General features: G+C 68.5%; 12 protein-coding genes. 7 read left to right on the top strand and 5 right to left on the bottom strand.

Annotation, left to right across the window (positions count from 1 at the left end; genetic code table 11):
- Window positions 1-114 precede the first annotated feature (114 nt).
- The gene (locus Q7J26_RS03015; RefSeq protein ID WP_304935038.1) at window positions 115-1578 is read left to right on the top strand and encodes a methyl-accepting chemotaxis protein; all 1464 of its coding nucleotides are present in this window, start codon (window positions 115-117) and stop codon (window positions 1576-1578) included.
- Here the strand turns inward: Q7J26_RS03015 and Q7J26_RS03010 are convergent.
- Window positions 1575-2447 carry a RimK family alpha-L-glutamate ligase gene (locus Q7J26_RS03010; protein WP_304935037.1) on the bottom strand — a complete coding sequence of 291 codons (873 nt, stop codon included), beginning with the start codon at window positions 2445-2447 and terminating at the stop codon, window positions 1575-1577. The genes Q7J26_RS03015 and Q7J26_RS03010 overlap by 4 nt on opposite strands.
- Before the next feature lie 92 nt (window positions 2448-2539).
- Here Q7J26_RS03010 and Q7J26_RS03005 point away from each other — a divergent pair, with 92 nt between their 5' ends.
- The gene (locus Q7J26_RS03005) at window positions 2540-3556 is read left to right on the top strand and encodes an adenosine kinase (RefSeq protein ID WP_304935036.1); all 1017 of its coding nucleotides are present in this window, start codon (window positions 2540-2542) and stop codon (window positions 3554-3556) included.
- Between the two features lie 119 nt (window positions 3557-3675).
- Here Q7J26_RS03005 and Q7J26_RS03000 read toward each other — a convergent pair whose 3' ends face one another.
- Window positions 3676-4806 (bottom strand): aromatic ring-hydroxylating dioxygenase subunit alpha, encoded by a 1131-nt coding sequence (locus tag Q7J26_RS03000; RefSeq protein WP_304935035.1) that lies wholly within the window; start codon window positions 4804-4806, stop codon window positions 3676-3678.
- 109 nt (window positions 4807-4915) lie between these two features.
- On the opposite strand from Q7J26_RS03000, the gene Q7J26_RS02995 reads away from it, so the two are divergent.
- From Q7J26_RS02995 to Q7J26_RS02985, 3 genes are all read left to right on the top strand, one after another.
- On the top strand, window positions 4916-5884 hold the full coding sequence (locus tag Q7J26_RS02995) for an alpha/beta fold hydrolase (RefSeq protein ID WP_304935034.1): 969 nt from the start codon (window positions 4916-4918) through the stop codon (window positions 5882-5884).
- The gene (locus Q7J26_RS02990; RefSeq protein WP_304935033.1) at window positions 5881-6504 is read left to right on the top strand and encodes a trans-aconitate 2-methyltransferase; all 624 of its coding nucleotides are present in this window, start codon (window positions 5881-5883) and stop codon (window positions 6502-6504) included. The genes Q7J26_RS02995 and Q7J26_RS02990 overlap by 4 nt, the downstream gene beginning before the upstream one ends.
- 106 nt (window positions 6505-6610) lie before the next feature.
- Window positions 6611-8722, top strand: coding sequence for a transglycosylase domain-containing protein (locus Q7J26_RS02985; protein ID WP_304935032.1), 2112 nt, complete (start codon window positions 6611-6613; stop codon window positions 8720-8722).
- A 6-nt stretch (window positions 8723-8728) separates the two neighbouring features.
- Here the strand turns inward: Q7J26_RS02985 and Q7J26_RS02980 are convergent, their stop codons facing one another.
- Both Q7J26_RS02980 and Q7J26_RS02975 read right to left on the bottom strand, forming a co-directional pair.
- The gene (locus Q7J26_RS02980) at window positions 8729-9457 is read right to left on the bottom strand and encodes a M48 family metallopeptidase (protein ID WP_304935031.1); all 729 of its coding nucleotides are present in this window, start codon (window positions 9455-9457) and stop codon (window positions 8729-8731) included.
- Entirely contained in the window at window positions 9423-10703 is a 1281-nt protein-coding gene (locus Q7J26_RS02975) for a polyhydroxyalkanoate depolymerase (protein ID WP_304935030.1), read from the bottom strand. Before Q7J26_RS02975 ends, Q7J26_RS02980 begins: the two co-directional genes overlap by 35 nt.
- A gap of 197 nt (window positions 10704-10900) precedes the next feature.
- On the opposite strand from Q7J26_RS02975, the gene Q7J26_RS02970 reads away from it, so the two are divergent.
- Both Q7J26_RS02970 and Q7J26_RS02965 read left to right on the top strand, forming a co-directional pair.
- Complete coding sequence (locus tag Q7J26_RS02970; protein WP_304935029.1) at window positions 10901-11239, top strand: hypothetical protein; 339 nt, start codon at window positions 10901-10903, stop codon at window positions 11237-11239.
- Between the two features lie 111 nt (window positions 11240-11350).
- Entirely contained in the window at window positions 11351-12574 is a 1224-nt protein-coding gene (locus tag Q7J26_RS02965; protein WP_304935028.1) for a hypothetical protein, read from the top strand.
- A 9-nt stretch (window positions 12575-12583) separates the two neighbouring features.
- On the opposite strand, the gene cysQ is transcribed toward Q7J26_RS02965, so the two are convergent.
- Window positions 12584-13411 (bottom strand): 3'(2'),5'-bisphosphate nucleotidase CysQ, encoded by an 828-nt coding sequence (cysQ, locus tag Q7J26_RS02960; RefSeq protein WP_304935027.1) that lies wholly within the window; start codon window positions 13409-13411, stop codon window positions 12584-12586.
- Between the last annotated feature and the right edge of the window lie 44 nt (window positions 13412-13455).

Here is a 13455-nt window from a genome sequence, read left to right as displayed (position 1 = left end):
AATACGGATAACGCCTGTATTTGGATGCTTGCCGAAGCTAAATATATGGGCGCCGTGTCGTAACGATTTGATGCCAAGCTTAAGGCCATCAACTACTCGCGTAGAACGACTGTCATGAAATCCTTCTTCCAGACCCGACCCTCCCCCGAAGCGGTGGAGGCCGCCGAGCTGCGCAGCATGATGGCGGCGGTTCAGCGGTCGCAGGCGGTAATCGAGTTCGAGCTGGACGGCACCATCATCACGGCCAATCCGAACTTCCCCGCGGTGATCGGCTATGAGCTGGCCGAGGTTAAGGGCCGCCATCACCGCATGCTGATGGACCCCGCCGAGGCCGCCTCGCCCGCTTACACGGACTTCTGGAGACGGCTGAACGCGGGCGAATTCATCGCTGACAAGTTCGTCCGCTACGGCAAGGGCGGCGCCCGTGCGGTGATCGAGGCCAGCTACAATCCGATCTTCGGCGCCGACGGCAAGCCCTACAAGGTGGTCAAGTTCGCGACCGACGTCACGGCGGCGGAGGTCGAGCGCGAGCGCCGCGCCGAGGCCGATCGTGTGGCGGCCGAGGTTCAGGCTTCGGTCGTCCAGGCCACGGGGCGCGGCCTGTCGGCCATGGCGGCCGGCGACCTGTCCTATCGCATCGCCGAAACCTTCCCCGGCGACTACGCCATTCTGCGCGAGGACTTCAATCGCGCCATGGCGGCCCTGGACGAGGCGGTCGCCGTCATTCGCGGCAACGCGGGATCCATGCAGTCCGGCGCCAATGAGATCAGCAGCGCAGCCGAGGACCTGTCGCGTCGCACCGAACGTCAGGCCGCCGGCCTGGAACAGACCGCCGCCGCCCTCGACGAGATCACCGCCACCGTCCGCAAGGCGGCCGAGAACGCCCAGGCCGCCGATGTGGTCGTGAGCCAGACCCGCACCCAGGCCGAGACCGGCGGCGCCGTTGTTCAGCGCGCCGTTACGGCCATGGGCGAGATCGAGGCGTCCTCGAACCAGATCGGCCAGATCATCGGGGTGATCGACGAAATCGCTTTCCAGACCAATCTTCTGGCTCTGAACGCGGGCGTCGAGGCGGCGCGTGCGGGCGAGGCCGGTCGCGGATTTGCCGTGGTGGCCTCCGAAGTGCGGGCCCTGGCCCAGCGGTCAGCGGACTCGGCCCGCGAGATCAAGACCCTGATCTCGACCAGCAGCGCCCAGGTGAAGAGCGGGGTCGTGCTGGTGCGGGAGTCGGGCGAGGCCTTGTCGGGCATCGCCGTCCGCATCAATGACATCACCCATCTGATGGGCGAAATCCGCGCCTCGACCCAGGAACAGGCTCTGGCCCTGGCCGAGGTCAATACGGCGGTGAACGAAATGGATCAGGTCACCCAGCAAAACGCCGCCATGGTAGAGGAATCGACCGCCGCCAGCCTGAGCCTGAGCCGCGAGGCGTCGGACCTGACGCAACTGGTCGGACGGTTCCAGGTCAGCGAAGACGGCGCCGACCGCGCGCCGGCGCCGATCCGCGAGGCTCACGCCCGGATCGCAGCCTTCGCGGCCGACCGGGCCCCGGCCCGATCGCGCCAGGCGGGCTTCTAGCCGCCCAGCCGTTCGCTGACGGCGCGGGCGAAGCCCGCGCCGGCCGCCGGATCGTGGTCCAGATAGAAGTCGGGTTCGATCAGTTCGGCCTCCATCAGCACCCAGGCGCCCGCGTCGTCGCGGGCCAGGTCGATGCGGGCGTAGAGCAGCCGCTCATTGACGGCGGCCAGCACCTGTCGCGCCAGGGCCAGGGCTTCGGCGTCCGGCGTCACCGCCGTATAGAGGCCGCCGAACTGCACCTGGATGCGGAAGTCGCCGGGGACCGGCCGCTTGTTGACCGCATGGCTGAACCGGCCGCCGAAGAAGAGCAGAGAGGTCTCGCCCTCGGTCTCGATGGATTTCAGATAGGGCTGGATCATCGCCGGGCCTTCCGGCGCATCGGTCAGAGCTTGGCCGGGCGTGAGACGCAGGGTGCGGAAGGCGCCGGCCGAAACCGTCGGCTTGACGATCAGCACTGGGGCTTCGGTTTCCGCAAAAGCCGCATCCACCTGGTCCTGAGTGATAGCCTCGCTCCAGCGGGTCGGCGGAATGGGCACGCCCTTGTCCGCCAGCCGGGCCAGATAGGTCTTGTCCGAGTTCCAGCCCAGCACCGCCGCCGGATTGGCGACCGGCAGGCCGGCCCCGGTCCAGGTGGCGCAGGCCTTCAGCCAGCGGGCGTGGTCGCGGTGATACCCCCAGGCGATGACGGGCAGGATCAGATCGTAGGCCGCAAGGCCGGACGCGTCCTCGACATGCTCGGTCCAGGGCGTGGCCACGACCGTGGCGCCGGTTCCTTCCAGCGTCGCCGTCAGCCGGGTCAGGACCTCGGGCCAGCGACCGGCGTAGGTCTTGTCGGCGGGGTCGGGGATCAGGACGGCGATCTGGGTCATGACGCCTCCGTATGGCAACCCGCCGACGCATATAAGGGCTTCCTTATATGTTTTCAGGTGACGTTCGGCCCTTCAACCGCTAAGGCGCGACCATGACCCAGAACACCGCCCAATATGACGTCTGCGCTGTCGGCAACGCCATCGTCGACGTGCTCAGCCCCTGTGACGCCGCCTTCCTGACGGCCCAGGACCTGGCCCCCAACTCCATGCAACTGGTCGACGCCGAACGCAGCGCCGCCCTGTATGACGCCATGGCGCCGGGGGTCGAGGCCTCGGGCGGATCGGCCGGCAACACCGTGGCGGGCGTCGGCTCGTTCGGCGGGCGCGCGGCCTATATCGGCAAGGTGGCCGACGATGTCCTGGGCGAGGTGTTCAGCCACGATATCCGCGCCGCCGGCGTCCATTTCGACACCCCGGTTCTGGCCGGAGGGGCCGACAACGGCTTCGGCACCGGCCGCTGCCTGATCAACGTCCTGTCGGACGGGGCGCGGACCATGGCCACCTTCCTGGGCGCCGCCAATCAGCTGTACGCGGACGACATCGACGAGGCCCTGATCGGCGCCAGCCAGATCGTCTATCTGGAAGGCTATCTGTTCGACCCGGCCCCGGCCCGCGCCGCCTTCGAACGCGCCGCCGCCGCCGCACACAAGGCCGGCCGCAAGGTGGCCATCACCCTGTCCGACACCTTCGTCGTGGCCCGCTGGCGCGCCGAACTGCTGAGCTTCATCGAACAGTCCGCCGACATCGTCCTGGCCAACGAGGCCGAACTGGGCGCCCTGTTCGAGACCGATGATTTTGACGCGGCGGCATCGAAACTGGCCGCCATCGTCGAGATCGCCGCCGTCACGCGCGGCGAGCACGGCTCGGTCGTGATCCGTGGCGAGGAGCGCGTCGTGGTCGCCGCCTATCCGGTCGCCAAGGTGATCGACACCACGGGCGCCGGCGACCAGTACGCCGCCGGCTTCCTGCTGGGCCTGGCGCGCGGTCTGACGCTGGAAGAGGCCGGGAAACTGGGCTCGCTGGCCGCGTCCGAAGTCATCGCCCACTGGGGCCCGCGCCCGATGGTGAAACTGGCCGATCTGGCCGGTGAAGCCGGGTTGAGGCTGTAGACCTCTTCCTTCTCCCCTTGCGGGAGAAGGTGGCCCGAAGGGCCGGATGAGGGGTTGTTAGATGTTGGGTCGGACAGGGTCGTCGTGCATCTGCCGACCCCTCATCCGACCTCTCGGAGTCAGCTCTTCCACCGCAGCGTCGTCGGCTGGATCGGGTTGACGAACGGCCGTCCTTCGGCGCGGCTCTTCGCCCATTCGCGCTTCAGCTGCTGGTACCATTTGGCCTGTTTGTCGGCGTCGTCGATCCAGATCAGGGCGGGATCGTAGCGCAGGCCCTCGTTCTGCAGATTCACCATGCCGCCGTCCTGTTTCAGGAAGGCGACCATCCCCATGCGCAGGAAGGGCTTGGCCAGGTCGAAGACCCAGTGGTCCGACCAGAAGATCTGGGTGATGCGGGTCTTGGTCTCGCTGATCGGGGTCAGGCAGGTCAGGGCCAGGACCTGTTTCTCGCCGACCTGGATATGTTCCCAGCGGAAGCCCGGCAGGCGGAAGGTGATCTCGGTCGCGGGGGCGCCGCCCAGGATCTTGTAAAGGCGGCTATTCGACGAGGGGGCGTGACGCACCATGGCCCAGCCGAACTCGGCGGGTGCGAAGGCCTTGGCCTTTTCGTGCATCGAATGTTCGGACCGCCACCACCATTGCTGGTGGACATAGGGGCCGTGGGCCGGGTCCATCAGGCCGACAACGGCGTGGTCGATATGGCTGTCGAACTCCATGGCCTCGACCAGTTTGGCCTCGCCGCCAACCACGCCGGGGAAGACCGGCGGCTCGTGGTCCGGCGCCGTCGGATTGCGGGCGTCCGACGCCATCCAGACGAAGACCATCCCCTGGCTTTCACGCACCGGATAGGACCGGACCTGGATGCGGTTCGCCTCGAACGCCTGATCCTCGACCAGGGACGGAATGGCGGCGCAGACGCCGTCGGGCCGGAAACGCCAGCCGTGATAGGGGCATTCGATGGTCTCGCCCTCGCCGGGCTTCTCCACCAGTTTCCCGGCTGACAGCGGCGCGGCGCGGTGGGGGCAGATGTCGCGCATCGCATAGACGGCGCCCGCGCGGGTGCGGCCGACCAGAACCGGCTCTCCCATGATCTCGTAGCGTTTCAAACCGGCTGGGGCGACGTCGCGCGACAGGGCGACGAAATGCCAGGCGTCGGTGACGAATCCCTTGCCGAACGGACTGGCGCCCGCCTTGGACGGGGCGGCTTCGGCTTGCGGGGGCTGGACGGGAGGAGCGTCTGCGGGCTTCATGAGCGCCTTCTAACAGAGGGACGCGGGGTCTGTCCTCTCGCAGTCTGTAGAGAACTTTACAAAACAAAGTAGAGGCGGCATAAGGACCGTCTCACAGGGGAGTTTCGCCATGTTTCGCGTCCTAGGTTTCGCCGCCATGCTGTTCGCCGCCTCCGCCGCCCAAACTCAGGCTCGGGCCCAGGACGGGCACGGGGTTCATTCTGAACAGGGGCATGCGCACGGCCATCAGCATGCGAACTTCGCCTCCGACCGCATCCATGTCCGTATCGACGGCGACATGGACGGGCGCGACATCATTCTGATCCCCGGCCTCAGCTCCTCGCCCGAGATCTGGCAGGGGACGGTGGATCACCTGACGGCTCAGGACGGCGTCGGCTGGCGCGTCCATCGCATCCATGTCCAGGGCTTCGCCGGCGCACCGGCTGAAGCCAATGCTCAAGGCGCAACCCCGACGCCGGTCGCAGCCCCGGTGGCGGAGGAAATCGCCCGCTACATCCGCGAGCAGGGGCTGATCAAGCCCGCCGTCGTCGGTCATTCGATGGGCGGGACTATCGGCCTGATGCTGGCGGCCCGGCATCCGGACAGTGTCGGCAAGCTGATGGTGGTGGATATGATCCCCTTCATGGGCGCCATGTTCGGCCCGCCCGGAACCACGGCCGAGGCGGTAGTTCCGGTCGCGGACCAGATCTGGGCCGCCCAGGCCAACAGCCCGCGCGAGGCCTATGTCGCCCAGGCGACCACGGCCATCACCGGCATGATCAATACCGAGAGCCGCCGCGAAGAGGCGCTGGAAGACATGCGCGGCAGCGACCAGAAGGTCTCGGCCGCCGCCTTCCGCGAACTGGTGACGACCGATCTGCGGCCCGAACTGGCGAAGATCACAGCCCCGACCGAGGTGCTGTACGTCAAGTTCAACGACCCGCGCATGACGCCCCAGATCACCGACGCCGTCTATCAGATGTCCTTCGCCGGCCTGCCGGGCGTGACGCTGAAGCGGATCGACGACAGCGCCCATTTCATCATGTTCGACCAGGCCCAGGCCTTCTACGGCGAACTGGACGCCTTCCTGGCGCGATGAGCCATCCGGCGGCGGATCGGATCGTCGGCCTGTACGAGGACAGGGCGGCCGACTGGATCAGGGATCGCGGCGCGGCCCTGTATTCCGGGTCGCGCGGGCTGGACGAGGCGAAATGGCTGGATCGTTTCGTCGCCGACCTGCCGCCGGGCGCGTCCATTCTGGACGTAGGATGCGGCTCGGGCTGGCCAATCGGCGCGGCTCTGCTGGAGCGGGGGTTCAGAGTCTTGGGGCGTGATTCCTCGTCGGCCCTGATCGCTCATGCACGGGAAACCCTGCCGGGCGGCGTCTGGGAGACCGCCGACATGCGCGACCCGCCGCCGGACGGCGCATTCGACGGCGTCCTGGCCTGGCACAGCCTGTTCCACCTGACGCCCGCGGATCAGCAGCGTGTCTTGCCGGCCCTGGCCCGACAGGTCGGCGAAGGCGGCCGGTTGATGTTCACCAGCGGCCCCGCCCATGGCGAGACCATCGGCGAATGGCGCGGCGAACCGCTTTATCATGGCAGTCTGGACCCGACCGACTATCGCGCCATGCTGGCGGCGGCGGGCTTGACCATGGAGGCCGACGGCGCCGAGACCGGGGTCTGGCTGGCGCGACGCGCCTTTCTTTCGGCGAAATAGCCGCTCACGGTCGCGTGATACCGGCGGAGCCGTTTCGGCGGCGGTTCATACGCGATACATGTCCGTAGAGCTTAATCCCGCTGAACGCGGCATCTGAAGGAAAGTCATGGCGGGTCCAGGGTACGGGGGCGGGCAGCAGGGCGGCGCAAAGCCGGCCCGGACGCCGTTGCAGAAGGCGCTCTACTGGGGCGCGGTGCTGGCCGTCTGGGGGTTGATCTTCCTGGTGGTCTTCTTCGCCGTATTCGCGCGCGGCCTGCCCGACACGTCCAGCCTGTACAATGTCGATCGTCAGCCCTCGATCACCTATCTGGACCGTAACGGCGCCCTGATCGCGACGCGGGGCACCCAGATGGCGCCGCCTGCCGATCTGGACGCCCTGCCCGACTATGTGCCGGCGGCCTTCATCGCCATCGAGGACCGGCGCTTCTATCACCACCCCGGTTTCGACCCGATCGGCATGATGCGGGCGGCGGTGACCAATATGCGCGCCGGCCGGGTGGTCCAGGGCGGTTCGACCCTGACGCAGCAGCTGGCCAAGAACCTGTTCCTGACGCCCGACCAGAACCTGCGCCGCAAGGTGCAGGAGCTGATGCTGGCGGTCTGGCTGGAAATGAAGTTCTCCAAGAAGGAGATCCTGGCCCTGTATCTTAACCGGGTCTATTTCGGCGCCGGCGCCTATGGGATCGAGGCGGCGTCGCAACGCTATTTCGACAAGTCGGCCAAGGATTTGACCGTGGGCGAGGCCGCGTTGCTGGCCGGGCTGCTGAAGGCGCCGTCGCGCTATTCGCCCGTGTCCGAGAGCGAGCGGGCCGCCACCCGCGCCACCGTCGTGCTGAACGAGATGGAAGAGGCCGGGGTCATCACCGCCGCCCAGCGCGAGGAGGCCGTGACCCAGCCGATCATCGTCTCGCGCACCCTGGCGACCCAGCACGCCCAGTATTTCATCGACTGGCTGGACAAGTCGATCCGCGGCCTGGTCGGCGAACCGACCGAGGACATGGTGGTCGAGACCACCTTGGACCTGACCTTGCAGACCGCCGCCGAACGGTCGGTGCGCCGCATTCTGGACCGTGACGAGGGCAAGGGCGTGGACCAGGCGGCCCTGGTCGCTCTGGACGGCGACGGCCGGGTGCGGGCCATGATCGGCGGCGGCTCCTATGCCGACAGCCAGTTCAACCGCGCCGTCGACGCCCGTCGCCAGGCGGGTTCGGCCTTCAAGCCCTTCGTCTATCTGGCGGCGGTCGAGGCCGGCTATACGCCCCAGACCCCGGTGGTCGATCAGCCGATCACCATCGGAAACTGGTCGCCCAAGAACTATTCCAACACCTTCAGCGGCAACATGACCCTGGCCCAGGCCGTGGCCCAGTCGACCAATACGGTGGCCGCCTATGTCGCCGACCAGATCGGGCGCGACAGCGTGGCCCGCGCCGCCCGTCGCCTGGGCATCGAAAGCCGGATCGGCCTTGAGCCGGCCATGGCGCTGGGCGCCGTCGAGGTGTCGCCGCTGGAGATGGCCACCGCCTATGACGCCTTCTCGAACGGCGGCCGCCGGGTCGAGGCCTATGGCATCAGCCGCATCCGCACCCCCCAGGGGCGGGTCATCTATCAGCGCGCCAGCGGCCAGAACGGCCAGGCGATCAATAATCCGTCGCTGTATTACATGAACGAGATGCTGCGCGGGGTCATGACCTCGGGCACGGGACGCAGCGCGGCCATCGCCGGGCGCGACCTGGCCGGCAAGTCGGGCACGACATCGGACTACAAGGACGCCTGGTTCGTGGGCTACACCGGCGGCTTCGTCACCGCCGTCTGGGTCGGCAAGGACGACAACACCGCCATGCGCGGCGTGACCGGCGGCTCTTCGCCCGCCGCCATCTGGAAGGGCTTTATGGAGGCGGCCCTGCCGCGTCTGAATGCGCCCCGCATCCCCAACGGCCCCCCCATGCCCGAAGGCTGGACCGCGCCCGATCCCGTCGGCGATCTGATGTCCGGTCTGGACCAGGGCGGCCTGGGTGAAGGCGGGACGCCGGTCGAACCGGTCGATCCGAGCCTGGGCGATCCCTATGTGGAACAGCCGGCCCAGCAACCGTCTCAGCCGGCGTCGAGACCGCCGGTCGTCCGTCCCACCTCGCCCCAGCCCGCCCCGCGCGACACGCCGGACCAACAGCTGGAAGGCCGTTTGCCGGCCGAGAAACGCAGCGACCCGCTGTTCTTCTAAGTCTGGCTATCGCCCCACGGCGTGAAGCGCCGCGCCGTAGTCCTTCAGCCATTTGCGCCAGGGCTTGTGGTCGCCGACCAGGCGTTCGACGACCGACCAGTAGGCCGGGCTGTGGTCGGCGTGGACCAGGTGGGCGACCTCGTGGGCGGCCAGATAGTCGATGACCGGGGGCGGGGCCATGATGACCCGCCAGGAATAGCGGATGGTGCGGTTGTGCGGGCTGCACGAGCCCCAGCGGGATCTGGTGTCGGCGATGGACACCGTGACCGGCGCCTGGCCCAGGGCGCGCAGATGGTGGTCGGTGCGCTCCAACAGGGTGCTGCGCGCCTCGCGCTTCAGCAGGTTCTCGACCCGGCGGGCATAGGCCTCGCCCTCGCCGCCCGAGCGGATAACGGTTCCCTCCTCGACCAGGCGGGCCGCGCCGGCCCCCGGCGTCGCCTCCAGCCGGACTGGGCGGCCGCGCAGGGAGAGGACCTGGCCGGGCTCCAGCGGGCGGCCCTTGGGTCGCACCGCCAGCCGTTCGGAGATCCACACCCCCTTGGTGCGGGCGAAGGCGACGGCCTGAACCAGGCCGCGTTCGGTCGGGGCGATGACCACGGCCTCGCCCGCGCGTGCGTCGATCCGCACCGACAGGCGTCGGGCGCGGGGATTGACCGACAGTCTCAGGACGGGACCTGAACCTGAGTTCGGACCCTTGTCGTCAAGCGGCAGACGCTGACCGTTGCGATACGCCACCGAGGGCCTCGTTCTGGGCGATGAAATCGCGGACGCGGGGATAGATCTCGTCACGGAAGCGACGACCGTTGAAGACCCCGTAATGGCCTACGCTCGGCTGGACGTACAGCACTCGCCGGTCTTCGGGGATGTTGGGGCACAGGCCATGGGCCGCCTGGGTCTGGCCGACTCCGGAAATGTCGTCCTTCTCGCCCTCGACCGTCATCAGGCCGATGTCGGTGATCTTGGTCAGGTCCACCTTGCGGCCGCGATGCTCCAAGAGGCCGCGCGCCAGCAGATGCTGCTGGAAGACGATGTCGATGGTCTGGAGGTAGAACTCCTCGGTCAGGTCCAGCACCGACAGATATTCGTCGTAGAACTCCTCGTGCTTGTCGACCCCGTCGCCGTCGCCGTCGATCAGGCTGTTGAAATAGTCCCAGTGGGCGTCGCGGTGGCGCGTCTCGTTCATCGACATGAAGCTGTAGAGCTGGACGAAGCCCGGATAGACCCGTCGCCCGAAGCCGGCATAGGGCAGGGGGACGGTGTGGATCATGTTCGACCGGAACCAGGTGAAGGGCTTTTCCTCCGCCAACTGGTTGGTCACGGTCGGCGACAGGCGCGCGTCGATGGGCGAGCCCATGAAGGTCATGGACAGGGGGCGGTTCTCATCCCCGTCCTCGGCCATCACGGCCCCGGCGGCCAGGACGGGCGGGCCGGGCTGGCAGACGCCGACCACATGGGCCCGGCCGCCGATCTCGGCCAGCATCAGGCGGACGTGGTCGATATAGTCGAAGAAGTCGAACCGGCCTTCCAGCACCGGCACCTGTCGGGCGTTGACCCAGTCGGTGACATAGACGTCGTGGTCCTGAAGAAAGGCCTCGACCGTGCCACGCAACAGGGTGGCGTAGTGGCCCGACAGGGGAGCGACGATCAGGACGGCGGGACCGGACGGCGGCTTTCCGGCGCGCTTCAGGTCGCCGATATTGCGGGCGAACCGGACCAGGCGGCACCAGGGGCTCTGCCAGATGACCTGTTCGACGGTGCGCACCGGCTTGCCGCCGATGTCGATCGTCTCCAGCTTCCAGTCCGGCTTGCCGTAGCGCCGGGTGACGCTCTCGAACAGTTCGGCCGAGGCGTAGGCGGTGCGCCCGACCGCTGTGTCCGCTGCGGGATTGAAGGGCGAGGTCCAGAAGCGTCGGGCCATCTGGGCGCCGACCCGAAACGGCAGGGCCGACTGATAGGCGAGTTCATGAAAGGCGTAGAGCATGACGATCCATTGCGGGTCTTGCCGAGACCGGAAACCGGGTCCCGGCCGTTTGCTGCAGAGCAGCATACAGGGTTTCATCCCGACGCGGCAGTTATTCGCAATCCTGTCCAATTCCCGCCCGGGTTCGACCTTCTCCCCGGCGTCGGAACGTGATCTGATGTCTTCGATGTCCGGGGGGACGTCTATGGAGCCTTCCCATGTTGGTCCTGTTGACCATCGCCAGCCTGCTGATGCAGCACGCGCCGAACGTCGGCCTCGTCTCCTACGAGGAAGCGGTGCGCTGCGCCGGCCTGACCCAGGCCGCATCCGAACTGGAAGGCGGCGAGAGCGCGGAGGGCAGACGCCTGTACGACGCCGCCCTGTTCTGGTCCCTGGCGGCCATGCAGGCCGCGACCGCCGCCGGCAAGCCATCGCGCGCGGCCGAGGCCGATCAGACCCGCGCCCGGATCGAGGCCGTGCGTCAGCTGAACGCCGATGCGCCGGCCGCCCGCACCGCCCTGCAGCGCTGCCGTCAGAAGACGCCCGACCTGAACTGAGAAAATCATCCTTAAGGCCAGGCTGAACCCCCTTGGCGGCGTCGCGTTTGCATTGGAACCCCAGGGGGACGCACCGGTCGTCCCGAAGCGGGATTTAGAGGCGTCCATCGCATGTTCGAGTTCGGCCGAGACCTACGCAAGCTGTTCGCCCAGGCCCGTGAGAGCGAGGACCTGGGCTGGGTCGAGCTGATCGGCGTCGATCTGCTGGCGGCCGAGGCGCGCCGCGAAACCACCGACGCGGGTCGTGTCTCCTGCGCCCGCCCGTTCGAGACCGAGAGCCGCGCCGCCGCCCTGTGGCGCGAACACGCCCGCCGCAGCGGCGCCGTCGACAGCCTGGACCGCGCCGACCGTTGCGCAGACAGCCTGGTGCGCGCCGCCGTGGGCGAAGACCAGACGGCGCGGGCCGCGATCGACAAGGCCCAGGCCCTGATGCTGCGCTTCGACCTGTGCGGCGACCCCATTCACCTGGACCGCGCCCTGACCGCGCTCGACGCCGTGGGGCGGCCGCGCCGGGCTCATGTCGCGGGCGAGCTGTCCTCGATCCATGCCCGGCTCAAGACGCGCAAGGCCCGTCTGTCAGGCGACCCCGCCGCCCTGATGGACGCCGCCGCCCTGATGGACCTGGCCCAGCACGAGGCGGGCGCGAACGACGTCGAACTGCGGCTGGATCGGGCGGGACTCGCGCTGGAGACCGGGGTGATCAAGCGGGATGCGCGTCTGCTGGACCAGGCCGGCCGCGATCTGGGCGCCCTGGTCGAGAACGCCTCGCCCGACTATCGCCCCCTGACGCGCGCCCGCGCCCTGGCCCTGTGCGGCGCGGGTCTGTCGGCCCTGGCCGCCGTCGCCGGTCATACCGAGGCCCAGGCCCAGGGTCGGATGATGTTCGACGCCGCCGGCGACCAGTTCACGCCCGACCACAGCCCGCTGGACTGGGCCGTCATTCAGGTGCTGCGCGCCGGCGACGACGCCACGCCCCTGATGCTGTTGAATCAGGCCGAGGCCCTGACCCAGGGGCGCGGCCTCATCATCGGCGCCCTGGTGCGCGAACGCCGGGTATCGCGCGAAATCGCCCTGGCCGAGGCCGTGCGCGACCTGACAGGGCTGGAGCTTCTGGAGGCCCGTCTGCGCCACCGCCTCGCCGCGGCCACGCCGCTGGACTGGGCCGCCGACCAGATCGGTCTGGCCGAACTGGCCCTGGCCCGCCACCGCCTGGGCGGCCCCGCGCCGACCCATTTGCACCTGATCCTGAACGAAGCCGTCCTGACCGCGCGCGAACTGGGCGTGCCGGCCCTGGCCGACCGGGCCGGGATGCTGCTGTGGAAGGCGGGGCTTTAGGTTTAAGCCTCAGCCGCCCATGGCGACGAAGGGCCCGTTGAGGAATTTGGGCTTGCCGTAGGCCAGGCGCTGGCCGTCGTCGGCCAGGACGCGGCCGCCCGCGGCTTCCAGCACGGCCTGACCGGCCGCCGTATCCCATTCCGAGGTCGGGCCCGAGCGCGGATAGGCGTCGAACCGGCCCTCGGCGATCAGACAGAATTTCAGCGACGAATCCGTGCCCTGCCAGCGGGTGCAGCCGTGGCGCGCGGCCAGGCGCGCAGCCTCTTCGTCGGTGACGCTGTGGCTCAGCAGGGCCATGCCCTCCTGAGGACGGTCGCGGACCTTGATCGGCCGCCATTCGGCGCCGGCGTGGGCCTCGCCCTCCTGCTGCTCGCCGTACTGACGACGGAAGGCGCCGCCGCCGGGGGTGTCCGTGCGCCAGGTCGTCGCCGTCGCCGGGGCGGTGACCACGCCTGCGACCGGATAGCCGGCGTGCATCAGGGCGATGTTGACGGTGAAGGCCTCGCCGCCGCGCACGAATCCCTTGGTGCCGTCCAGCGGGTCGATCAGCCAGAACCAGTCGTCGGCCGAATCCGGGGCGCCGTTCGCGGCCACGGCCTCTTCGGCCACTGTCTGGACGCCGGGATAGAGGGCGGCGAGCCGCTCCAGAATCAGGGCCTCGGCGGCGCGGTCGGCCTGGGTCACCGGACTGTCGTCCGACTTGGTCTCGACCGCCGTGTCGCTGCGCCAGTAGGGCAGGATCAGGCGTGCGGCGTCTTCGGCGACCTGGGCGATCGCCAGGGACAGGGCGCCGGACTCGAGGTCGAGGGCTAGGGTGTTCGTGGGGGAGGTCGTCATTATGGGCTCGATAGACCATTGCGGCGGTTCCATGAACCGGCAAA

The sequence above is a fragment of the Brevundimonas sp. genome (genome assembly GCF_030656255.1).
Lineage (GTDB): Bacteria > Pseudomonadota > Alphaproteobacteria > Caulobacterales > Caulobacteraceae > Brevundimonas.
The sequence above is the reverse complement of the archived record's forward strand: the minus strand, read 5'-3'. Positions and strand labels throughout refer to the sequence as shown.

Excerpts from the sequence above, each read along its gene's own strand:
- Q7J26_RS03015 (WP_304935038.1), top strand. The coding sequence starts at position 115 with ATGAAATCCTTCTTCCAGACCCGACCCTCCCCCGAAGCGGTGGAGGCC.
- Q7J26_RS03010 (WP_304935037.1), bottom strand. The coding sequence starts at position 2,447 with ATGACCCAGATCGCCGTCCTGATCCCCGACCCCGCCGACAAGACCTAC.
- Q7J26_RS03005 (WP_304935036.1), top strand. The coding sequence starts at position 2,540 with ATGACCCAGAACACCGCCCAATATGACGTCTGCGCTGTCGGCAACGCC.
- Q7J26_RS03000 (WP_304935035.1), bottom strand. The coding sequence starts at position 4,806 with ATGAAGCCCGCAGACGCTCCTCCCGTCCAGCCCCCGCAAGCCGAAGCC.
- Q7J26_RS02995 (WP_304935034.1), top strand. The coding sequence starts at position 4,916 with ATGTTTCGCGTCCTAGGTTTCGCCGCCATGCTGTTCGCCGCCTCCGCC.
- Q7J26_RS02990 (WP_304935033.1), top strand. The coding sequence starts at position 5,881 with ATGAGCCATCCGGCGGCGGATCGGATCGTCGGCCTGTACGAGGACAGG.
- Q7J26_RS02985 (WP_304935032.1), top strand. The coding sequence starts at position 6,611 with ATGGCGGGTCCAGGGTACGGGGGCGGGCAGCAGGGCGGCGCAAAGCCG.
- Q7J26_RS02975 (WP_304935030.1), bottom strand. The coding sequence starts at position 10,703 with ATGCTCTACGCCTTTCATGAACTCGCCTATCAGTCGGCCCTGCCGTTT.
- Q7J26_RS02970 (WP_304935029.1), top strand. The coding sequence starts at position 10,901 with ATGTTGGTCCTGTTGACCATCGCCAGCCTGCTGATGCAGCACGCGCCG.
- Q7J26_RS02965 (WP_304935028.1), top strand. The coding sequence starts at position 11,351 with ATGTTCGAGTTCGGCCGAGACCTACGCAAGCTGTTCGCCCAGGCCCGT.
- cysQ (WP_304935027.1), bottom strand. The coding sequence starts at position 13,411 with ATGACGACCTCCCCCACGAACACCCTAGCCCTCGACCTCGAGTCCGGC.